This window comes from Azospirillum sp. B2RO_4 (assembly GCF_051124815.1).
Classification (GTDB): domain Bacteria; phylum Pseudomonadota; class Alphaproteobacteria; order Azospirillales; family Azospirillaceae; genus Azospirillum.
This window is the reverse complement of sequence record NZ_CP118485.1, coordinates 246,378-267,704: the sequence shown is the minus strand read 5'-3', so window position 1 is coordinate 267,704 and position 21,327 is coordinate 246,378. Positions and strand designations below refer to the sequence as shown.

General features: G+C 70.1%; 21 protein-coding genes. 13 read left to right on the top strand and 8 right to left on the bottom strand.

Going from position 1 to position 21,327, the window contains the following annotated elements; translation table 11 throughout:
• Nucleotides 1-108: 108 nt before the first annotated feature.
• Together PWS46_RS01160 and PWS46_RS01155 are read left to right on the top strand one after the other, a co-directional pair.
• Nucleotides 109-1,869 carry a mitofilin family membrane protein gene (locus tag PWS46_RS01160; RefSeq protein WP_434616956.1) on the top strand — a complete coding sequence of 587 codons (1,761 nt, stop codon included), beginning with the start codon at nt 109-111 and terminating at the stop codon, nt 1,867-1,869.
• The gene (locus PWS46_RS01155) at nt 1,866-3,215 is read left to right on the top strand and encodes a heme biosynthesis protein HemY (RefSeq protein WP_434616953.1); all 1,350 of its coding nucleotides are present in this window, start codon (nt 1,866-1,868) and stop codon (nt 3,213-3,215) included. The genes PWS46_RS01160 and PWS46_RS01155 overlap by 4 nt, the downstream gene beginning before the upstream one ends.
• Nucleotides 3,216-3,452: 237 nt before the next feature.
• Here the strand turns inward: PWS46_RS01155 and PWS46_RS01150 are convergent, their stop codons facing one another.
• Complete coding sequence (locus PWS46_RS01150; protein WP_434616950.1) at nt 3,453-5,324, bottom strand: right-handed parallel beta-helix repeat-containing protein; 1,872 nt, start codon at nt 5,322-5,324, stop codon at nt 3,453-3,455.
• A gap of 310 nt (nt 5,325-5,634) precedes the next feature.
• Here PWS46_RS01150 and PWS46_RS01145 point away from each other — a divergent pair, with 310 nt between their 5' ends.
• Both PWS46_RS01145 and PWS46_RS01140 read left to right on the top strand, forming a co-directional pair.
• Nucleotides 5,635-7,044, top strand: a complete 1,410-nt coding sequence (locus PWS46_RS01145; RefSeq protein WP_434616947.1) for a hypothetical protein — start codon at nt 5,635-5,637, stop codon at nt 7,042-7,044.
• Nucleotides 7,041-7,991 (top strand): glycosyltransferase family 2 protein, encoded by a 951-nt coding sequence (locus tag PWS46_RS01140; RefSeq protein ID WP_434616944.1) that lies wholly within the window; start codon nt 7,041-7,043, stop codon nt 7,989-7,991. Before PWS46_RS01145 ends, PWS46_RS01140 begins: the two co-directional genes overlap by 4 nt.
• Here PWS46_RS01140 and PWS46_RS01135 read toward each other — a convergent pair.
• On the bottom strand, nt 7,930-8,496 hold the full coding sequence (locus PWS46_RS01135; protein ID WP_434616941.1) for an MAPEG family protein: 567 nt from the start codon (nt 8,494-8,496) through the stop codon (nt 7,930-7,932). The genes PWS46_RS01140 and PWS46_RS01135 overlap by 62 nt on opposite strands.
• Nucleotides 8,497-8,764: 268 nt before the next feature.
• Here PWS46_RS01135 and PWS46_RS01130 point away from each other — a divergent pair, with 268 nt between their 5' ends.
• On the top strand, nt 8,765-8,893 hold the full coding sequence (locus PWS46_RS01130; protein ID WP_256379242.1) for a hypothetical protein: 129 nt from the start codon (nt 8,765-8,767) through the stop codon (nt 8,891-8,893).
• Between the two features lie 59 nt (nt 8,894-8,952).
• On the opposite strand, the gene pspC is transcribed toward PWS46_RS01130, so the two are convergent.
• The 4 genes from pspC to PWS46_RS01110 form a co-directional block, all read right to left on the bottom strand.
• Complete coding sequence (pspC, locus tag PWS46_RS01125; RefSeq protein ID WP_109154894.1) at nt 8,953-9,354, bottom strand: envelope stress response membrane protein PspC; 402 nt, start codon at nt 9,352-9,354, stop codon at nt 8,953-8,955.
• A 29-nt stretch (nt 9,355-9,383) separates the two neighbouring features.
• Nucleotides 9,384-9,611: an envelope stress response membrane protein PspB gene (gene pspB / locus PWS46_RS01120; RefSeq protein WP_085087734.1), complete on the bottom strand. Its 228-nt coding sequence runs from the start codon at nt 9,609-9,611 to the stop codon at nt 9,384-9,386.
• A 75-nt stretch (nt 9,612-9,686) separates the two neighbouring features.
• Nucleotides 9,687-10,358, bottom strand: coding sequence for a phage shock protein PspA (gene pspA / locus PWS46_RS01115; RefSeq protein WP_085087733.1), 672 nt, complete (start codon nt 10,356-10,358; stop codon nt 9,687-9,689).
• Nucleotides 10,359-10,375: 17 nt separating this feature from the next.
• Nucleotides 10,376-10,540 carry a hypothetical protein gene (locus PWS46_RS01110; RefSeq protein ID WP_188051987.1) on the bottom strand — a complete coding sequence of 55 codons (165 nt, stop codon included), beginning with the start codon at nt 10,538-10,540 and terminating at the stop codon, nt 10,376-10,378.
• Nucleotides 10,541-10,718: 178 nt separating this feature from the next.
• Here PWS46_RS01110 and pspF point away from each other — a divergent pair, with 178 nt between their 5' ends.
• Both pspF and aceB read left to right on the top strand, forming a co-directional pair.
• On the top strand, nt 10,719-11,750 hold the full coding sequence (gene pspF / locus PWS46_RS01105; RefSeq protein ID WP_434616934.1) for a phage shock protein operon transcriptional activator: 1,032 nt from the start codon (nt 10,719-10,721) through the stop codon (nt 11,748-11,750).
• 91 nt (nt 11,751-11,841) lie between these two features.
• Nucleotides 11,842-13,446, top strand: a complete 1,605-nt coding sequence (gene aceB, locus PWS46_RS01100; RefSeq protein ID WP_434616931.1) for a malate synthase A — start codon at nt 11,842-11,844, stop codon at nt 13,444-13,446.
• Nucleotides 13,447-13,575: 129 nt separating this feature from the next.
• On the opposite strand, the gene PWS46_RS01095 is transcribed toward aceB, so the two are convergent.
• On the bottom strand, nt 13,576-14,328 hold the full coding sequence (locus PWS46_RS01095; protein ID WP_434616928.1) for a class I SAM-dependent methyltransferase: 753 nt from the start codon (nt 14,326-14,328) through the stop codon (nt 13,576-13,578).
• A gap of 192 nt (nt 14,329-14,520) precedes the next feature.
• Here PWS46_RS01095 and PWS46_RS01090 point away from each other — a divergent pair, with 192 nt between their 5' ends.
• Nucleotides 14,521-15,477, top strand: coding sequence for an acetyl-CoA carboxylase carboxyltransferase subunit alpha (locus PWS46_RS01090; RefSeq protein WP_434616925.1), 957 nt, complete (start codon nt 14,521-14,523; stop codon nt 15,475-15,477).
• Nucleotides 15,478-15,623: 146 nt separating this feature from the next.
• Here PWS46_RS01090 and PWS46_RS01085 read toward each other — a convergent pair whose 3' ends face one another.
• The gene (locus PWS46_RS01085; RefSeq protein WP_434616922.1) at nt 15,624-17,069 is read right to left on the bottom strand and encodes a Y-family DNA polymerase; all 1,446 of its coding nucleotides are present in this window, start codon (nt 17,067-17,069) and stop codon (nt 15,624-15,626) included.
• Nucleotides 17,070-17,417: 348 nt separating this feature from the next.
• Between PWS46_RS01085 and PWS46_RS01080 the strand changes: the two genes are divergently transcribed.
• From PWS46_RS01080 to PWS46_RS01060, 5 genes are all read left to right on the top strand, one after another.
• Nucleotides 17,418-17,972, top strand: a complete 555-nt coding sequence (locus PWS46_RS01080) for a hypothetical protein (protein WP_434616919.1) — start codon at nt 17,418-17,420, stop codon at nt 17,970-17,972.
• A 100-nt stretch (nt 17,973-18,072) separates the two neighbouring features.
• The gene (locus PWS46_RS01075; protein WP_434616916.1) at nt 18,073-18,567 is read left to right on the top strand and encodes a HupE/UreJ family protein; all 495 of its coding nucleotides are present in this window, start codon (nt 18,073-18,075) and stop codon (nt 18,565-18,567) included.
• Nucleotides 18,568-18,680: 113 nt separating this feature from the next.
• Nucleotides 18,681-19,943: a TAXI family TRAP transporter solute-binding subunit gene (locus PWS46_RS01070; RefSeq protein ID WP_434616913.1), complete on the top strand. Its 1,263-nt coding sequence runs from the start codon at nt 18,681-18,683 to the stop codon at nt 19,941-19,943.
• 120 nt (nt 19,944-20,063) lie between these two features.
• The gene (locus PWS46_RS01065; RefSeq protein WP_434616910.1) at nt 20,064-20,525 is read left to right on the top strand and encodes a GNAT family N-acetyltransferase; all 462 of its coding nucleotides are present in this window, start codon (nt 20,064-20,066) and stop codon (nt 20,523-20,525) included.
• A gap of 88 nt (nt 20,526-20,613) precedes the next feature.
• Complete coding sequence (locus PWS46_RS01060; RefSeq protein WP_434616907.1) at nt 20,614-21,282, top strand: glutathione S-transferase family protein; 669 nt, start codon at nt 20,614-20,616, stop codon at nt 21,280-21,282.
• Nucleotides 21,283-21,327: the final 45 nt, after the last annotated feature.

The following is a 21,327-nucleotide window of genomic DNA, read 5'->3' as shown; positions in this document are numbered from 1 at the left end:
ACACCCCCGGTGCTTCCGGATGGGTGCATCAGCCGTACGGGGGACGAGGGGGACCGGTCAGGGGGCTGTGACGTTAAAACGAACAACAGCGAACCGAAGGTACAGCCCATGACCTCTCGTCCAGGCCCCGAGCGCCCCGGCACCGACCGTGACGGCGACGGCGCCAGCACTGGCAATGCGGCGGTCGACCGCATCGTCGAACGTTTCGGCGGCATCCGCCCGATGGCCCACAAGCTGGACACCCCGGTGACGACGGTCCAGGGCTGGAAGAAGCGCGGCGCGATCCCGCTGGCCCGCCATGCCGACCTGCGCGCCGCCGCCGCCAAGCACCGCATCAAGCTGGACGACGCCGACCTGGACGCCGCCACCCCCAGCGAGGACCGGCCGACCGACGCCTCCGCCGCGTCCGTCATCACCCCGGCCGCCACGACTGTCGATGCCGCTCCGGTGGTGGAGCCGGTTCCGACCGCCTCCCCGGCCGACACCATCCCCGGCGCCGACAGCCCGGCGGCCGATATCCCGGCGGCCGGCGCGACCACCGGTGCCGCGACCGAACTGCAGTCCTCCGACGCCCTGATCCCGCCGGCCACGCCGATCGGCGCGACCGACAGCCTCGCCGATACGCCGAAGGGCGACGCGGAGAAGGCCGAGGAGGCCAAGGACGCCTCCACCAAGGACGACGGCATCAAGTCCGACGCCAAATCTGACGAGCCGAAGACCACAACCGGCAGCTGGACGCCGTCCGGCACCAGCGGCAGCGCGGGCTACAGCCGCAGCGCCGATGCCGAGCCGGCCCGTCCGACCATTGCCCCCACCCCGTCCTACATCGACGAGCCGCGCTCCGGCGGCGGGTTCGCCACCGCCCTGTCGGTGGTGGCCCTGCTGGTCGGCGCCGCCGCGCTGTCGGAGCCCTGGTGGGGTCCCGCCCTGCCCGGCTGGCCGTCCACCTCCGCCTCCTCCACCGCTTCGACCGGCGCCACCGCCCCGGCCGACCCGGCGCTGAAGGCGCAGATCCAGCAGATCGCCGACCGCGTCGGCAAGCTGGAGCAGCGTCCGGCCGCCGCGAATGGCGGCAACGGCGCCGACCTCTCCGCGCTGACCCAGCGGATCGACGCGCTGGAGAAGCGCCCGGCCGCCAGCACCGATGCCGGCGACGCCCGCAAGGAGCTGGCCGACCGCATCGCCGCGCTGGAGCAGAAGGTCTCCGCCGTCTCCGGCAACTCCCAGGCGGCGCAGGAGCTGCGCAGCGAGGTCGACCAGCTGAAGCAGCAGGTCACCAGCGTCAACAAGGCCGTCAGCGAGCGCCAGGACGCCGCTTCCACCGCGCAGGCGCTGGTGCTGGCCGCCGGGCAGCTGCGCGCCTCCCTGTCGGGCGGGCAGCCGTTCCAGCAGGACCTGCAGGCGGTCCGCGCGCTCAACATCTCCGACGCGGGCGTGACCCAGCCGCTGGACGCCGTGGCGCCCTATGCCGCCAAGGGCATCCCGACCCGCGCCCAGCTGACCGACCGCTTCCAGCCGCTGGCCGGCGAGATCGTCCGCGCCGACATCCGCGGCGAGGGCAACAGCTGGATCGACACCGCGGTCGGCAAGCTGTCCACCCTGGTCACTGTGCGCCAGGAGGGCGGCGGGGTCGTCGGCACCACCGCCACCGCCATCGTCGCCCGCGCCGAGGCCGCGCTGAACGAGGGCAACCTCGCCAAGGCGGTCGAGGAGCTGTCGGCCCTGCAGGGTCCGGCCGCGCAGGCCGCCGCCCCGTGGCTGGCCGACGCCAAGGCGCGTCTGGCAGCCGATCAGGCCGCGCGCCAGCTGAACGACCGCGCCATCGCCCTGATGACCACCGCCGCCGGCGGGAAGGGGACGGCCCAATGATCCGCGCCCTCTGGTTCCTTCTCAAGGTCGCGGTGGTCATCGCCGCCGCGATCTGGCTCGCCGACCGTCCCGGCACCGTCAGCGTCCACTGGCTGGGCTACGCCGTCGAGGCGCCCTTCTGGGTCGCCCTGCTGGTCACCATCGTGGCGCTGGGCATCGCGGCGCTGGGCTACCGCCTGATCCGCGGGCTGATCCGCACGCCGCACCGCATCCGCCGTCAGAGCCGCATCCGCCGCCGCGAGCGCGGCTACCGCGCCCTGACCCAGGGCATGGTCGCCATCGCCGCCGGCGATGCGCAGACCGCGCGCAAGATGGCGCGCAAGGCCGACGGGCTGCTGAACGAGCCGCCGCTGACCATGCTGCTGTCGGCCCAGGCCGCCCAGCTGCAGGGCGACGAGCGCGCCGCCAAGGAATATTTCACCGCCATGCTGGAGCGGCCGGAGACGGCCTTCCTCGGCATGCGCGGGCTGCTGACCCAGGCGATCAAGTCGGGCGACCGGGTGGAGGCGCTGACGCTGGCCCGCAAGGCGCGCGGGCTGCAGCCCAACACGCCCTGGCTGCTCGGCACGCTCTATGACCTGGAGGCGCAGGCCGGCGACTGGGCTGCCGCCGAAGGCACGCTGCAGCAGGCGATCCAGGCCGGGGCCATCCCGACCGACGAGGGCCGCCGCCACCGCGCCGTCCTGCTTCTGGAGCGCAGCTTCGAGGCGGAGCGCCGCGGCCGGGCCGACGCCGCCCTGTCGCACGCCCAGGCTGCGCACGACATGATGCCGGGCTTCGTCCCCGCCGCCGTCCGTCTGGCCCGCCTGCAGCTCGCCGCCGACCGGCTGAAGCCGGCCGCCAAGGTGGTGGAGCGGGCATGGCGCCACTCGCCGCATCCGGAACTGGCCGATATCTACCGGTCGATCGTCTCCAGCTACGATCCGCTGACCCGCGTCCGGCTGTTCCAGAAGCTGGTGCGTCAGTCCCCCGATTCGGCCGAATCGCACCTCGCCGTCGCCCGCGCCGCCATCGACGCCCAGCTGTGGGGCGAGGCGCGCCAGCACCTGAACCGCGCCATGGAGATCGGCCCGACCCGCCGCACCTACCGCCTGATGGCGGAGCTGGACCGCGGCGAGCGCCACGACGAGGACGCGGCGAAGGACTGGCTGGCCAAGGCCGCCAACGCGCCGGAGGATCCGGTGTGGACCTGCAGCTCCTGCGGGGCGGTCAGCCACAACTGGGGCGGCCTGTGCGGCCATTGCGGCGCCTTCGACACGCTGACCTGGAAGGCCCCGACGGTCGCCGTCCCGGTGATGGAACCGACCGACATCCCCCCGGCGCTGGCCCGTCCGGCCACCGCGTGAGGAATGGATTAAGGTTTAAGAAAGGCGCCCTTCCTCACCAGGAAGGGCGCCTTTCTTCTTTTCGGGATGTCCGTCGGTTTTGGTCGTCTCCCGTCCGCCGAAGCCAACGGCCTCTCTTTTCGACCGTCATTCCCGCGAAGGCGGGAATCCAGTCATTGCAAGCGCTTGGACCGGAATCCTGGATCCCCGCCTTCGCGGGGATGACGGCCGAATGAGGATCGCTCCAGCCTGTTGCCTCTACCGCATCCCTTCCGGCCCGACGCGGTCGAGGGGCAGTTCCTTCATCGCCACCAGCCGGTCCAGCAGACCCCCGCCAGCCGGCGGGGCGGCGGCAGCCCTGGCGGCACTGGCCACTCCCGCGACCGGCACCGCGTTTTCCAGCTGCGTGCGGTCGATCCGGTACTCGCCGCCGGACAGGCTGTTGACGACCTGATCCTTCGCCGCCGGGCCGGCCACCACGTTGCCGTCGGCGACATTGCCATGCATCAGACCGTTCCTGCCGGCGCTGGGCACCCATTCCAGCCGCAGGAAGCGGTCCTTCATGTCGTTCATCACCGTGATGTTGTCCGACACCCGGTTGTTGTCGCCGCCATGCAGGAAGATCGCCGCCATGCCGGTGTTCTCCAGCAGGTTGCCCTGCACCGTCACCCCGCTGGTCATGTCGTCCAGATAGATGCCGAAGCCCTTGTAGCGGACCAGCCAGCGCCCCTGCGCGTCGGTGGCGAGGCCGCCGGTGTCGCGGATGTCGTTGAAGCGGATGATGCTGCGGGTGTCGTTGCCGCTGCGGCCCAGCATCTCGATGGCGCCGGCGTCGGCGGTCTGGCGGGCGGTGTCGCGGATGCGGTTGAACTCGATGGTGTTGTCGCTGTTCACCGTCTGCGGGTTCCAGTTCTTGATCGAGATGCCGTAACGGGCCGACCGGCGGATATCGTTGTGGGCGATCAGCGTGTTGCGGATGCCCGCCCCCATCACGCCGCCGCTGAAGAAGCGCACCTCGCCGATGTCGCTGATGCGGTTGGCAAGGATGCGGTTGTCGCTGCTGCCCGGCGCCAGCATCACGCCGGAGCGGCCGAGATGCTCCATCCGATTGCCCGACACCTCGCTGCGGCCGGTGCCGTCGAGCATCACCGCGGTGCCGACCAGGGCGAAGCGGTTGCCGGCGATCCGCACGCCGCTGCTCCCCTTCGCCAGCACCGCGGTGCCGTCCCACGGCACATCGGTGAAGGTCAGCCCTTCCACCGTCACGTTGCGGGCGTTGTCCAGCCGCAGCAGCACCGGCTGGCGCGCCACCACCAACTCCGCCCCGGCGGCGTTCAGCCCGGCCGGCGGCTTCACCAGCAGGCGCTTGGCTTTGGCGTCCCAGGCGAATTCACCGGCCCTCGTCAGAAAATCGGGATGACCGAGCAGCCGCACGGTCGAGCCGTCACGGTAAGGATACTGCCCGTCGGCATCGAAGGTCAGAAAGCCCTTCGGGTCGGCCGAAACCACGCCCAGCAGATCGTCTGACAGCCGCTCGCGGTCCAGCGCCTGCGCCCGCACGCCCGGCCCGGCCCAGCCCGACTTCAGCACGCCGGCGGGAAGCCGCATCTGCCGCTTGCTCCCCGGACTTTTGGGATCGGACTGCACCGCCTTGGCCGGGAACCAGCCGCTGCGCGGGTCGCCGGGATTGAAGTCGCCGCTGCGCGCCGCGTCCAACCGCTGCCCGCCAAGCGAGACGTCCAGCCCCGGATCGCGCGCCAGCGGCGCGGACAGCAGGCCGTTCGCCAGTTGCGCCCCGCCCACCGCCTCTCCGCCCGACAGGACCGGCTGCTCCCCTTCCACCGCGAGCAGCCGCAGCCCCGGCAGCGAGCCGTCCACCACCAGCGGCGCCGTCAGCCGATAGGTCCCGCCATGCAGCCGCAAGGTGGCCGGGCCGTTGCCCTTGGCGGCGGCCAGCGCACGCGCCGGGGTCGCGAATGGACCGTCGCGCCCGTCCGCCGACGGCTGGGACAGCCGCCCCGACCAGCGGTCGTTGCCGGTCGGCGACACATAGAAGGTCGTCTCGGTAGAACCGGTCTGGGCCGCCATCGCCGGCCCCCATCCGGCGGCAGGCAGCAGAAGCGCGTTCAACAGTAAAATCCGAGTCAGGATTTTGGCCGCTCCACTCCGACGACGAGGTTGGCAACGGAACATGGAAGACCCTCCTCCAAGACAGCGGCAAAGCCGCCGAAGGGGGGAGACTGACCCAGCCCAGCCGCACCGGCAAAAGCGCGAAGGGGGTGTGCAGGTGCGAAGGGGCCACGCCCTCTGCACCCCTGCCGGACCGGGACGGGGCGTATAGGCTGACTTTTCATCCTAGCCTGACCGGCCGGTCGTACCCGCTTGCCCGCGGGCCGCGCCCGTCTTCAGGCGGAGCCCAATTACCGGGGACTGTTTGCCGATGATCGAAATGGCGCTGATCGCGCAGGTCCTGGTGCTGGTGCTGGTGACCGCCGTGTTCCTCAGCTCCGGCAGCGCGTCCATGTTCCATCCGCTGACGCTGTACCTGATCTTCCACGCCCTGGTCTTCGTCATGCGGCCGATCCTGGTCCACACGCAGGGCTTCGACGATGTCTGGCTGTTCATGGGCTTCTGGCCGAACGAGCAGCAGTTCGTCATGACCCTGGTGGTCAGTTCGGTGGGACTGATCGCCTTCGCCGCCGCCTGCATGTGGGCCGGTCTGGTCAAGCCCGACTGGACCCCGAACGGCGAACCGGCGCCGGCCTTCTCCTTCGACCGCGTCGACATCGTGGCCTTCCTGACCACCGCTCTGCTGCTGGGCCCGCTCGCCATCTATTCGGCGATCCAGCGCCAGGGCGGTGCCAGCTTCGACGGCACCGGCGACGTGCAGATGGAGCGCGACCCGCTGACCGGACAGCCGATCTACACCAACACCACCGGCTATATCGCCGAGGCCCATTCGATGGGCCTGCCGCTGACGCTTGGGCTGATCTGGGTCTGCCGCTTCCACCCGCTGTCCTTCATCCCCTTCGCCGGCTTCGTCGCCTACCGCGCCTATCTGGGCTGGGGGCGCTGGGCGATCATCATGGGCATCCTGGGGCTGGTGCTGCTGATGCTGTACCGCACCCGCACCAAATGGTTCCGGCTGTGGCATGTGCTGGCCGCGGTCCCGGTGCTGGGGCTGTTCACCGTGCTGGGCAACAACCGCGACGCCTTCCGCGACGTGCTGGCCGGCGACGCCCCGGTGTCCGTCCTGCTGAAGTTCAACGGCGGCAGCGGCAGCGGCCGGGCGCTCGACGCGCTGGCCGGCCAGGATTTGGCGAATTTCGACTTCCTCGCCTACATCCTGTGGGTGGTGCCGAAACAGTCGGGCACCTACACCTGGTTCACCCAGTATCTGCAGCTGTTCACCGAACCGATCCCGCGCCTGCTGTGGCCGGGCAAGCCGGTCGGCGCGCCGGTGAAGTGGGTGGATCTGAACGACTACGGCGTCTTCTACAACCTGACCACCTCGCTGCCCGGCGACGGCTGGATGAGCGCCGGCTGGATCGGCATGATCGTCACCATGGTGGTGGTCGGCCTGATCCTGGGCCGCATGCACCGCTGGTTCTGGACCAGCGGCTTCCGCAACCGCTACGCCGTGCTGTTCTACTGCGCCTTCCTGCCGCTCTGCCTGCAGTGGTTCCGCGACGGCAACATCACCATCGTGAAGTTCGGCTTCTTCTCGCTGCTGCCGATCCTGCTGTGGATCGGGCTGACCCGTGCGCTCCGCGCCTGGGGGATCCTGGAGGACGACCCGCTGCGCCCGGTGGTGGCGCCGCCCCATATCGCTCGAAGGGAGCCGTCATGACGCTGACCGTCAGCGCCGTCATCGCCACCTACAACCGCGGGCCGGAGTTGCGCATCGCGCTGACCCGGCTGATGAACCAGACCACCCCGCCGATGGAGATCATCGTCATCGACGACGGCTCCAGCGACGGCACCGGCGCGATGATGCGGGCGGAATTCCCGGCCGTCCGCTATGTCCGCCAGCCGCACAATGGCGGGCTGATCCTGGCCCGCAACTTCGGCTTCGTGAACACGACCGGCGACTGCATCCTGTCGGTCGACGACGACAGCTGGTTCGAGGATCCCGACGGTCTCGCCCGCTGCGTCGCCTATCTGGAACAGAACCCGGAGGTCGCCGCCGTCGCCTGCAACATCGAGACGCGCGACGGGCTGGTCTATTTTCCCAAGGGCGCGGCCCCCTTCGATGTGCCGTGGTATGTCGGCTGCGGCCATCTGCTGCGGCGCAGCGCGGTCGAGCAGGTCGGCCTTTACATGCCCGAACTCTACCGCCAGGGGGAGGAGAAGGACCGCTGCCTGCGGCTGGTCGGCGCCGGCTATCGCGTCGTGGCGTTGCCCGACGTCATGGTCTACCACGACAAGAGCGAGAAGGGCCGCAAGCCGGGGATGGAGCGCTTCTACAACCACCGCAACGACCTGATCCGCGAGGTGGCGCGCTGTCCGTCCTCGCTGATGGCGTGGCGGCTGGCGCGCAGTTGGGCCGGCAACAGCTGGAAGAATTTGCGCCACGGCCCGCGGATGACCGACCTGAAGGTGCTGCTGGCCCTGCCGCAGATCCTGCGCATCGGGCTGAAGCACCGGGCGCCGGTGAGCGTGGAGGCTTACCAGCGCTGGCTGCATCTGGCGAAGACGGCGGCCCCGGCCAGTGCGCCTCCTGCTGAGAAGCCGGTCAGCCGGGCTGCATCCCGCCCAGTTGCAGCAGAACGGCCCAGCCCAGCACGATCAGATTGACGGTCAGCGTCATCGCCATGCCCGGCGCGCGGGCGAAGGGATGCACCAGATAGCCCGCCCAGAACAGCAGCCGGCCCAGCACGAACAGCGCGGTCGCCGCCACTGCCGCCCCCAGCGAGGGCTGCGGCAGGGTGGCGACCAGGGCGGCCAGCGCCGGCACGAAGATGGCGGTCTGCTCCACGCTGTTGGCGAGCACCCGCTGGCAGACGCGCTGCCCGCGCGATTCGGGATCCTCGATGGGGTTGAAGGCCTGGGTGCGGCCACGCATCGCCATCACGCCGATGACCATGCCGAACAGGACCAGCGCCGGCCAGACCGCCAGCCGCGCCCAGAGCGCCATCCGCGCGCCCGGCGCGTTGATGCCCATCGGCGGCGCCAACAGCGACAACAGCAGGACGAACAGCAGCACCGTCACCACCATCGAGGCGCCGTTCAGCATCAGGGCGCGGAGCACCAGGGATTTGCGTCGGTGGGGAGCGCTTTGGCGAAGGCTGGTATCGGACATCGGGGCGGGGCTCCGTCAAAGGCCGGGGATTCGACAAAGGGCCGGCCCCTTCCCATCTGGAAAGGACCGATCCCTGTTCTTTCGACCAATAACGGTTCAGCCCGTGATTTGGATCAAGGCCCGGACGGTACGGAGGGTGTCCCATGACGGCAGGTATCAGGGACTGCCCCGATGGGAGAGATGTTGTCAGTCTCTCTTTTCGCTACCATGTTCTAACCAACTGCTTCACCATGTGGGTGACTGCAGGGATCTCGATGGTGGAGGGCCTATGATGGATCTCGTTCTGCTCGGTGGTGCGGTGGCGACGGCTGCGGCGTTGGCCGGTCTGATCGCCACGATGCCCACGCCCAAACCGATCCCGATCCGCGTCCGCGACCGGCGCCGCCAGCGGCGCTGACGGCACCGACCCCCGGCCTTCACGGTCGGGGATCAGCGGTTCGATCGACCAGAACGCAGTCAGCGATCCAGATCGCGGATCGCGCGGTTTAGCTCGAATTCCTTCGAGGCGACGTAGGCCTCCATTCCGACGATCCGCTTCTCCATGTCGCGGAAGCGCTGGGTCAGACCGGCGAGCGTCCGGTCGGGCTTGGTCGACACCGTCCGCCAGAAGGCTTCCTCCTCGGCATCGCGATAGAGCTGCGCCGGACGCACCGGCAGCACCATCAGCGCGATGACATAGGCGATCACCAGCGGCACCGAAAAGAAGAACAGGGCGAACAGCATCGCCAGCCGGACGACGGCCGGCTGCACGCCGAAGTAATCGGCAACGCCCGTGCACACCCCGCCCAGCACCCCGCGCTGCGGATCGCGGTAGAGCCGGTGCGGATTCGGCGAGTCGTAGGGGGACGCGCGGTCCATGACTCCTCCCTGATATTGAATGACGTCCGTCACACCTTGTCGCGCCAGTTCGGCGCCTCGGCGTCCAGCACGCGCTCCAGCGAGTGGACGCGGGCTTCCAGCCGGTTGGAGATCTCCCACAATTCGGCCAGAAGCCGTTCGTCCTGCGCGGTGAGCCCGCGCTGGGAGCGCCATTTGGTGATGTAGTGGAAGACGATCCAGACCGGCGCCACCACCACCATGAACAGCACCGCGAGGACGAAACCCAGGAACCCCATGGTCGTCGGGCCTTCTTATTGTCGTGAGAAGAGGGGGCGGGGCAGTGAAGCCCCACCCCGGCACCACGCCGCCGGTCAGCCGTTGCGCCGCGCGGCGATGCGGGCTTTCAGCGCCGCCAGATCCTCTTCGACCTTGTGGGTCGCCTCAAGCTCGGCGATCTCCTCGGTCAGGCTCTTGGTGCGGCCGACGTCATAGGCCTCGACCCGGCCCTCCATCTCGTCCAGGTTGCGCTCGACCTGCTCGAAGCGCGACAGGGCGTCGTTGATGCGCTCGTCGTGCAGGACGGTGCGGACCTTGACGCGGTTGCTGGCCGTCTGGGTGCGGGCGACCAGCGCCTTCTCGCGGGTCTTGGCGTCGGTCAGCTTGGCCTGCAGGCGGCCGATATCCTCGTTGGCCTTGGACAGCGCGGCCTCGACCTGCACCAGCTGCTCGGCCAGCGCGTCGGCCTGTTCGGCGACCTTGGACTTCGCCATCAGGGCGCCCTTGGCCAGATCCTCGCGGTCGCGGGTCAGCGCCACCTCGGCCTTGCGGTCCCATTCGTCGCGCTCGCGGTGGAGATCGGCGACGCGGCGTTCGATCTCCTTCTTCTCCGCGATGATCTTGACGGTGGAGGAGCGCACCTCGACCAGCGTGTCCTCCATCTCCTGGATGATCAGGCGGATCAGCTTCTCCGGCTCCTCGGCGCGGTCGAGCAGGGAATTCAGGTTCGACTGCACGATGTCGGTCAGGCGCGAAAAGATGCTCATGATGGATGTCCCGTGTGTCAGCCGAGGATGGCGCCGGCGACGATGCCGGCGAAGAAGAACAGCCAGCTCTCCGCCGGCCGGGTGGCGAGATAGTTGCGCACGCGCCGCATCGTCGGGCGCGCTTGCGTGGTGTTGAAGCGGTCACCGCCATAGCGGCGGCGGAAATCGCTGAAGTCGCTCATGGATGACCTCCTTGCCATGACACGGGTATCGCAACCGCCGTGCCAATTCCGGCGGATCGGCCCCAAACCGTTGCAAAGCCTGGACTTGCCGCGCTTGCGCTGCTCGGCGCTCCGGGTTGCTGCTTCGCTGATATGGCGATACCATCGCCAATCCCGCGAAGTAGTGGCGAGAAGCGCGATGACCATCACTCCCCCGTCCCTGCTCGGCGAATCGCCGGCCTTCCTGGCGGCGCTGACGCATGTGTCGCGGGTGGCGCCGCTGGAGCGGCCCGTGCTGGTGATCGGCGAGCGCGGCACCGGCAAGGAGTTGATCGCCGCCCGCCTTCATTACCTGTCGCAGCGGTGGGACCGCCCCTTCGTCAAGGTGAACTGCGCGGCGCTGCCTGAGTCGCTGCTGGACTCCGAGCTGTTCGGGCACGAGGCCGGGGCCTTCACCGGCGCCACCCGCCGGCAGATCGGCCGGATCGAGCAGGCCGACGGCGGCACCCTGTTCCTGGACGAGATCGCCACCGCCTCCCCCGCCGTTCAGGAGAAGCTGTTGCGCGCCGTCGAATATGGCGAGATCGAGCGGGTCGGCGGCCGCACCGCCACCGTCGATGTCCGGGTGGTCGGCGCCACCAACGCCGACCTGCCGGCGCTGGCCGCGGCGGGCCGCTTCCGTGCCGACCTGCTGGACCGGCTGGCCTTCGACGTGGTGACCCTGCCGCCGCTGCGCGCCCGGCCCGAGGACATCCCGCCGCTGGCCGAGCATTTCGCGCTGGGCATGGTGCGCGAGCTGCAGCGCCCGCTGTTCCCCGGCTTCACTGCCGCCGCGCTGGGCTCCTTGCGCGGCCATGACTGGCCCGGCAACGTGCGTGAGCTGCGCAACGCGGTGGAGCGCTCCGTCGCCGCCGCCGATCCCGACGGGCCGCTGGACCACATCATCCTCGACCCCTTCGAGTCGCCCTGGCGCCCCACAGCCGCTTTGGCCACAGCGCCGACCGCCCGCGTCGAGGCCGCGCCCGTCGCGGAAAAGGCCGCAACGCCCGAGGTCGACGGCGGCATCCTCGATCAGGTCCGCGCCTTCGAGGCCGCCCGGCTGCGCGAGGCGCTGGAGCGCAACCGCTTCAACCAGCGCCAGACCGCCGAGGCGCTGGGGCTGGGCTATCACCAGCTGCGCGGCATGCTGAAGAAGCATGGGCTGATCCCGCCCGCCCATCTGCGACCTTAGGCCGTCCCCGGATTGTGCGTTTCCCGTGCTATACCGGTTGTCCAACCGTCGCGAGAGCGGTTCGTCACAATGCGGGAAGGGGAGCAGCACGATGGCCACCAGCATGTCCGGTCTTGAAATCCGTGGTCCGATCAAGCCCGGTTTCGAGGAGATCCTGACGCCGGAGGCGATGGCCTTCCTGGCGGAGCTGGAGGGTCGTTTCGGCGGCGAACGGCTGCGGCTGCTGGATGTGCGGACCAAGCGGCAGGCGCTGCTCGACCAGGGCCACAAGCCCGATTTCCTGCCGGAAACCCGCGCGATCCGCGAGGCCGACTGGACCATCAGCCCGCTGCCCGTCGACCTGCTCGACCGCCGGGTGGAGATCACCGGTCCGGTCGACCGCAAGATGGTCATCAACGCGCTGAACAGCGGCGCCAAACTCTTCATGGCCGATTACGAGGATGCGACCTGCCCGACCTGGACCAATCTGGTCGAGGGGCAGATCAACATCCGCGACGCCGTGCGCCGGACCATTTCGTACGAGGACCCGGCCAGCGGGAAGAAATACCGCCTCAACGACAAGACCGCGGTGCTGAAGGTCCGGCCGCGCGGCTGGCATCTGGCGGAGCGCCATGTGCTGATGGACGGCGAGCCGATCTCCGGCGCGCTGTTCGACTTCGGCCTGCATGTCTTCCACAACGCCAAGGAACTGCTGGCGCGCGGAAGCGGTCCCTATTTCTACCTGCCCAAGCTGGAAAGCCATTTCGAGGCGCGGCTGTGGCGCGAGGTCTTCCTGGTGGCGGAGGAGTATCTCCACCTGCCGCACGGCTCGATCAAGGCGACGGTGCTGATCGAGACCATCCTCGCCGCCTTCGAGATGGACGAGATCCTCTATGAGCTGCGCGAGCATTCGGCCGGCCTGAACTGCGGGCGCTGGGACTATATCTTCAGCTTCATCAAGAAGTTCCGGAAGGACCCCTCCGCCGTCATGCCCGACCGGGCGGAGGTGACGATGGCCACCCCCTTCCTGTCGGCCTACAGCCAGCTGGCGATCAGGACCTGCCACCGCCGCGGTGCGCCCGCCATCGGCGGCATGGCCGCCTTCATCCCGGTCAAGGACAACCCGGAGGCCAACGAGGCCGCCTTCTCCCGCGTGCGCGCCGACAAGGAGCGCGAGGCGTCCAACGGCCATGACGGCACCTGGGTCGCCCATCCCGGACTGGTCCCGGTGGCGCGCGAGGTGTTCGACGCCTACATGCCGACGCCGAACCAGATCGCCCGCAAGCGCACCGACGTGACCGTCAGCGCCGCCGACCTGCTGGCGGTGCCCACCGGGCCGAAGACGGAAGCGGGCCTGCGCAACAACGTGGCGGTCGGCATCGGCTATATCGAGGCGTGGCTGCGCGGCCAGGGCTGCGTCCCGCTGTTCAACCTGATGGAGGACGCCGCCACCGCGGAGATCAGCCGCACCCAGGTCTGGCAGTGGCTCCACACCGGCACGGCGTTGGACGACGGGCAGGCGGTGACGCTCGACCTCGTCGACCGCGTGATCGCGGAGGAACTGTCGGCCTGGGGGACCCGCGTCGGTGCCGACGCCTACGCCAAGGGCCGCTATGCCGACGCCGCCTCGCTGTTCCGCGATCTGGTCGCGCGCGAGGACTTCACCGACTTCCTGACCCTGCAGGCCTATGAGCGCGTGGTGGCGGAGGGGGCGTAAAGGTCCTCGCCCGTTTGCCCCTAACCTCCCCCGCTGGGCAGGGGAGGGCATTACTCTTCCCGCTCAAGCTCTTATCCCCTCCCCCGCCCAGCGGGGGAGGGTTAGGGTGGGGGCATTCGAAGCCGACGCCTACTCCACCCGCCCCAGCCGAACCGTCAGCGGCCAGCGGATCCGCCGTTCCGTCTCCGCGTCGCCCCACAGCGGCGCGATCTCCTCGGCGAAGTCCTCCAGCGGGTTGCGCCCCAGCGCCTTGGTCGCCGCCTTCACCCCCGACCAGGTGTTCATGTAGCCGAGCAGCCGCGGCAGCGTCCAAACCGCCTCCATCGCCAGCGGCGGCACCGGCAGTTCCGGAAACGGGAACTCCATCCCGCGATAGCCCCCGATCACCTTCCAGCGGTCGGCCGGCCAATAGCGTCCCAGCGTGCCGTTGTGGAACCGCTCCACCAACGGATCCAGCATGGGATGGTCGAGCCATTGCCGCCCGTAGCAGACCAGCGCCACCGCCGCCCCCGGCTTCGCCACCCGCCGCACCTCGGCATAAAACCGCCCCAGGTCGAACCAGTGCGCCGCCTGCGCCGCGACGATCAGGTCGCAGCAGCCGTCGGGCAGCCCGCTGTCCTCCGCCGGGGCGACGGCATAGCGCACCCGCGGATGGGCTTCGCCTTGCGCGATCTGCTCCGCGCTGGCGTCGGTGGCGTGGACCGCCGCGAACTGGTCGGCCAGGGAAACGGAGAACTGCCCGTTGCCGCAACCGACGTCCCAGGCGAGATCGCGCGCCGGCGCCGTATCGGCCAGGGCGGCGGCCAGACCGGGCGGATATGTCGGACGAAAGGCGCGGTAATCGCCGGCATGGCCGGAAAAATGGTCCTTGAAAGAGGGCATGCAGCGATCCGCCTTGCACGATCCGGGCAACGATTAGGCTTGGAATTTCCCGGCGGTTAAGGATAAACCCTGTGGGTTCGTCGCGGAACCCTTCCCAGGCTGTCCCGCATCTTTCCGCTGTGGCGCAGGCGCGCCGGGCGTGCTACCAAGCGCGCGCTTTTTTGTGCGCCTCGCCAACCACCCGTGTCCGGCATGCAGACCTTCCTGGAATTCGAAAAGCCGATCGCCGAGCTTGAAGGCAAGATCGAGGAGTTGCGGCACCTGACCAACGCCGGCGACATCAACATCGCCGACGAGGTCGCCAAGCTGCAGGCCAAGGTCGACAAGCTCCTGCGGCAGACCTACGCCAAGCTCACGCCCGCGCAGAAGGTACAGGTGGCCCGCCACCCCAATCGGCCGCACTGCCTGGACTATGTGCATGGCCTGATCGAGGACTTCACGCCGCTGGCCGGCGACCGCCATTTCGCCGAGGACCGCGCGGTCATCGGCGGGCTGGGTCGCTTCCGTGGCCGCTCGGTGGTGGTGATCGGCCAGGAAAAGGGCAACGACACCGAATCGCGCGTCCGCCACAATTTCGGCATGGCGAAGCCCGAGGGCTACCGCAAGGCCCAGCGCCTGATGGATCTGGCCGACCGCTTCAAGCTGCCGGTCGTCTCGCTGGTCGACACCGCCGGCGCCTTCCCCGGCGTCCAGGCGGAGGAGCGCGGCCAGGCCGAGGCCATCGCCAAGAGTATCGAGCGCTGCCTGCGGCTGAACGTGCCGATGGTCGCCTCGGTCATCGGCGAGGGCGGATCGGGCGGCGCCATCGCCATCGCCACCGCCGACCGCGTGCTGATGCTGGAACACGCCATCTATTCGGTGATCTCGCCGGAAGGCTGCGCGTCGATCCTGTGGCGCAGCTCCGACATGGCGGGCGAGGCGGCCATCGCGCTGCGCCTGATCAGCCAGGACCTGAAGGAACTGGGCGTCATCGACCATGTGGTGAGCGAGCCGATCGGCGGCGCCCACCGCGACCCGGCCGAGACGATCAAGAAGCTGGGCGACTGCATCGAGGAGTCGCTGGGCGAACTGGACGGCCTGGATGGCGCCACCCTGCGCGCCAAGCGCCGCGAGAAGTTCCTGGAAATGGGGCAGAAGGGGCTGGGGTAAGTTCCTGGTCCGTGTTGCCCCCACCTAGCCTCCCCCGCTGGGCGGGGGAGGGACTGCCGCTGCTTTCCCGCTTAAGCACTTATCCCCTCCCCCGCCCAGCGGGGGAGGTTAGGGTGGGGGTCTAACTTCTCCATTCCCCACCACCCTCACCCCAAAAACCCGTGCAGGAACCAGCGCGGGTTCTCCCCCGGCCGGTACAGCCCGGCCCTGAACAGCCAGAAGCGGCGGCCGTCGCCATCCTCCACGCGGTAGTAATCGCGCACGGCCAGCCCCAGCGATCCTTCCCCACGCCACCATTCGCATTCGATCCGCTCCGGCCCCTCGGCGCGGCTGACGCGGTGGCGCACGCCGCGCCAGACGAATTGCAGCGGCGGGTCGTCGGGCAGCGGGGCGGTGGCCTCCACCGGTTCGGGCGGGGTCAGCAGGCGCAACGGGCGCGGCTGTCCCGCCGGCCAGGGCTTCGGCGGCGGCAACCTCTCCAATGGCGGATGCGGCGCCACGCAGCGTTCCGGCAGCCAGCTTTCCCGCGGCACCAGCCGCAGCACCGCCCGCTCCCCCAGCCGCAGAGTCAGCCGGTCCACCAGCTCGGCGAGTCCGCCATCCGCCTCCTCCCCATCCATGCCGGTCTGCACGGCCGACAGCGGCCCGGTCTCCGTCGCCGACAGCACCAGCGTTTCCAGGCCCGGCCCCGGCTCGATGCGTTCCAGCAGCGGGGCGAACAGCCGGGCCAACGCCGCCGGGTCGCGGGTCGGGCGGCTGGTGCCGAGCGTCAGGCTCTGCGGCTCGTCGTCCACCCGCTGGTCGGTGCGGTGGGCATCCAGCCGCAACCGGCGCGCGCCCTGTCCCGCCGTCTCCAGCCCCTTGCACAACCGGCCCAGCAGATGACGCAGCGCCCCGGCGATCGACTCGGGCGTGGCGATCGGTTCGGCGAAGGTCAGCCGCTCGCGGTGGTCCGCCACCGGCCGGCGCGGCGAGATCGGCTCGTCCAGCCGGCCGAGGGCCTGATCGTAGCGTTGCAGCAACCCGCCCCCGAACCTTGCCGCCAGCCCCGCCCGCGGCATGGCGTGCAGGTCGCCGATCCGGCGCAGGCCCAGCGCATGCAGCCCCTCCACCATCTCCGCCGGCAGCCGCAGGGCGGCGAGCGGCAGGCCGTCCACCGCCTCCCGCCGCCGCTCCTCCGGACTGCCGAAGCGCACCAGTCCCCAGGCGGCGGCCGGGGTGTCGGCGATGGCGGCGCGGGCGGCGAAGCCGGCGGCGCGCAGCCGGCCGGTCAGGTCGGCGGCCAGCGCTGCCTCGCCGCCAAACAGGTGGGCGCAGCCGGTGATGTCGATCACCACCCCGTCCGGCTCGTCCGCCGCGGTCCAGGGGCTGTAGCGCCGCGCCCAGTCGGCGATGCGGCCGAGCAGGGCCGAATCGGCTTCCGGCGTCGCCTCCGCCACCTCCAGCGCCGGCTCCAGCGCGCGGGCATCGCTGAGGGTCTGGCCGGGAGCGATGCCCAGCACCGCTGCCGCCCGGTTGACCGCGACCACCATCCGCCGCTGGCGCTCCGTCCGCAGCAGGGCAAGGGGACGCGCACGCAACTCCGGCGGCATGAGCCGTTCCCGGGCGTCGGTGGCCAAGCGCAGGAGCCACAAAGCGAGGATGCGGCGCTTTCCCTTCTCTCCCCTGCTGCAAGATCCCCTCTCCCCCCCGGGGAGAGGGTTAGGGTGAGGGGGGTGCGTTTCAGGATTTTCCCGAAGGCCCCGCCGCACATCCCCCTCACCCCGACCCTCTCCCCGGGGGGGAGAGGGAGATACGGGCGGGTGTGAGAAAGGGCGTGTCATACGATGACCAACAATCAAGAACAAACAAAGAACATTCTAGCGCCGGCTTGGCCTTGGCGCGAGTCCCTCCTTTGGGGTCATCTTGCCGAAACGATCGGCAGTGCCGACATTCCATCGATGACCCCACATCTCCCGTTCCCCGCCCGCCGTCTGGCTCCGCTGGCTTTCCTGCTGGCGGCCGGCGCCTGTGCGCAGCCGGACCTGCGCGACGACATGCCCGGCCGCGCCCAGGCCTTTCCGCCGGTCCACGAGCAGACGGTGATCCCCGGCGGCGGGGAGCGGCGGACCTGGAGCCAGATCCAGGCGGAGCAGTCGCGCGCCGGCTCGAAGCCCGCCCTCCAGACCCGGCAGGCCCGGACTTCGCAGGCGGAGGCTCCGCAGGCGCGCCGCGACTCGGAGGACACCGGCCAGCCCCCGCCCAAGCGCCGCCGCGGCAGTTCGTCGCCCCCGCCCGACCCGGCCGTCCTGCCCCAGCCGCCGCGACCGATCCCGGTACCGCCGCCGCCCTCGTCCCAGAGCGCCACCGACGCCTTCAAGCGCGACCTGATCCGGCCGGAGGTCGACCGCATGCGCACCGACGACGCCATGGGACGGCTCGATCCGCTGGGCCAGCGCGAGCTGATGAAGCGCGAGAACGACCTGCGGCAATGGGGCGACCCGCTGGCGCGGTAGCCGTCCGCCCTCCCCGACCGGAAGCCTGACCGCTTGACCCCGCCCCGCCTCAGCCGCCATACCGGCTGCCGGATCGACACGGTATGGGGGATGCGGGCGCATGACGACGCTGACGGGGGCCTTCGGCAGCGGGCTGACCACGCCGGTGTGGGTGCTGCAGCATCTGTTGGGCATCCTCGGCATCGGCATGTGGGCCGGGCAGACCGGCGGCACCGCGGTGTGGCAGGTGCCGGCCGCCGCCGTGACCGCGGCGCTGGCGGCGGGCTTCGCCGCCCAGATGGGGGTGCGGCTGCCCTATGCCGGGCCGGGACTGGCCGCCTCGCTGCTGGTGGTCGGGTCGCTGGTGGCGCTGGGGGTGCGGGCGCCCGCCGTGCTGGCGGTGCTGATCGCCGCGGTCGCTGCGGTGTTCCACGGTCATGCCCACCAGGGACCACCGCTCTATTGGGCCGGATTCGCCGCCGGTCTGATGCTGGTCGCCTGCGGCGGGCTCGGGCTGTCGGTCGCGGTGACGCAGGCCGAGTCGGAGCGCGCGGTGCGGCTGTGTGGCGGTGCGGTAGCAGTCGCCGGCGTTCTTGACCTCGTCGGCGTGATTTGACCGGTTGCGCCTTGAAATGACGGGGTTGCGCGGAAATCTTTGAAGACACGCCCCTCCTTCCCGCCCCGCCCTTCCCGTCCGGGACCGGCGGGCCAGACGAACGGAACGCCCCGGTGCCCCGCGCAGCCGCCAAAGCCTGCCCTACCCCGCCGGGGCTCCCCTCACCGGAGCTTCGGGAGGATCCCGATGCGCCCGCTTCCGACACGTCCAGCCTGACCCGCCGCCATCTGCTGGGCGGCCTGATGGGAGGGGTGGCGCTGGCGCCGCTGCTGGGAGGCATTCTGTCGGGCGGGCCGGCCCTGGCGCAGGACCTGCGTTATTTCCGCATCGGCACCGGCACCACCGCCGGCACCTATTTTCCGATCGGCGGGCTGATCGCCAACGCCATCTCCAACCCGCCGGGCTCCCGCCCCTGCGACAAGGGGGGAAGCTGCGGCATCCCCGGCCTGATCGTGGTGGCGCAGGCCAGCAACGGTTCGGTCGACAATGTCGAGATGCTGCGCGCCGGCACGGTGGAGGCCGGCTTCGCCCAGGCCGACGTCGCCTATTGGGCCTACAGCGGCACCGGCAGCTTCACCGGCAAGCGCCCGTTCGCGGAACTGCGCTCGCTCGGCATGCTCTATGCGGAGGCGATCCAGGTCGTCGTCCGCTCCGACGGCTTCATCGACCGCATGGCCGACCTGAAGGGCCGCAGCATCTCGCTGGGTGAGGAAGGCTCCGGCACGCTGGTGGAGGCGCGGCTGATCCTGGACGCCTACGGCTTGTCGGAAAGCACGATCACGCCGCTCTACCTGAAGCCCGGCACGGCGGCCGACCGGCTGGCGAAGGGCGAGCTGGACGGCTTCTTCATGGTCGGCGGATATCCGGTGGCGGCGGTCAGCGACGTGGCGGCGCGGGTGCCGATCCGGCTGGTGCCGCTGGACGGCGAGCCGGCCGACCGGCTGCTGCGGACCCAGCGCTTCTATATCGAGGACGAAATCCCGGCGAACGCCTATCCCGGCACCGCCCCCACCCCGACGCTGAGCCTGGGGGCGGAGCTGCTGACCCGCGCCGACCGCGATCCCGACCTGATCTATGGCATCGTCCGCGCGCTGTGGCACGAGAACACCCGCCGCGTCCTGGCCGAGGGGCATCCGCAGGGCCGCAACTTCGACCCCGCCCGCGCGGTCGCCAACGTCTCGGTCCCGCTGCATCCGGGGGCGGAGCGCTTTTACCGCGAGGCCGGCCTGCTCGGCAACGCCGCCAACGAATCGGCGGGAGCGCCGGCCGGCACGACCGGCACCGACAGCGCCACCGGCGAGAAGGCAGCGAACGGGAAGATCCCTGCCGAGACGACCCCCACTGGGAAGGCGGCCGGAGACAAGGCGCCGCGCTGAACGCTCCACTCCCCACACAGGACGAAAGGACCGTTCCCGGACGGCCCGCCGGTGGAATAGTCTGACCGGAAATCCGGTTGATCCACATGATCGGACGCAACGGGCAGAAGGAGAGGGGGCATGCCGGCCGGGGAAGGGGTGCGCATCGCGATCCGTTCCGCCCGCAGCGCCGACTCCGAACGCTGTGCCGAGATCTTCCTGCACGGCCGCCGCCAGGCCTTCTCCTGGCAGCCCGCCGACCGATTCGGGCTCGACGATTACTACGACTGCGTACGCGAGGATGCGGTGCTGGTCGCCGAATCGGACGGAATGGTGGTCGGCTTCGTCTCGCTCGATCCCAGGGCCGGCGTCATCCACAACCTGTTCATCGACCCCGGATGGCACAAGCGCGGCATCGGATCCGCCCTGCTGCGCGAGGCGCTGGCCCTGCTGCGCGGCGGCCCCCACCCGGTCGAGCTGGCCTGCGCCGCCCGCAACGCCGCCGCCCGCGCCTTCTACGAACGCAATGGCTGGACGCCGGTGAGCACCCCCTCCGACCAGCCGGACGCGCTGGTGCTCTACCGTCTGTCGCGGGCGGGGTGAAGTGCCGCAAAACCTCCCCGAACGAGACCTTCGGGCGCATATGCGCAGGCTGTTTTCCTTTGCGGCGTTGCGGTAAAGTCCCGCCGCCATGCGAACCCTGTACCACCACCCGATCCACGCCCTGTCGCGCACCGCGCGCGTGATGCTCGCCGAGAAGGCCCTGCCTTTCGAACCCGTGGTCGAACGGCCATGGGAGCGACGCACCGATTTCCTGAAGCTGAACCCGGCCGCCGAGGTTCCGGTTCTTGTGGAGGAGGACGGGACGGTGGTCGCCGGCGGCCTCGCCGTGATCGAATATCTGGAGGAGGCCTATCCCGACACCCCCCTGCTGCCGCGCGAGGTCGCGGCGCGGGCGGAGGTGCGGCGGGTCGCCGACTGGTTCCTGAACAAGTTCGACCGCGAGGTGACCGAGAATCTGGTGGGCGAGAAGCTGATCAAGCGGCTGTCCGGCCAGGGCCATCCCTTCGCCCCGGCGATTCGCGCCGGGCTGGCCAACGTCACCTATCACCTCGACTACATCGCCTTCCTGTCGGAACGGCGGCCCTGGCTGGCCGGGTCGGTCTTCACCCTGGCCGACATCGCCGCCGCGGCGCAGCTGTCCTGCCTGGACTATATCGACAACGTGCCGTGGGACCGCAGTCCGGAGGCCAAGGACTGGTACGCCCGCATCAAGTCGCGCCCCAGCTTCCGCGCCCTGCTGGCCGACAACATCACCGGCTGCCCGCCGCCCAAACACTACGCCGACCTGGATTTTTAACCGCCTCTTGAGGGTCCGCTCATCAGGGGCATGGACCGGCGTCGC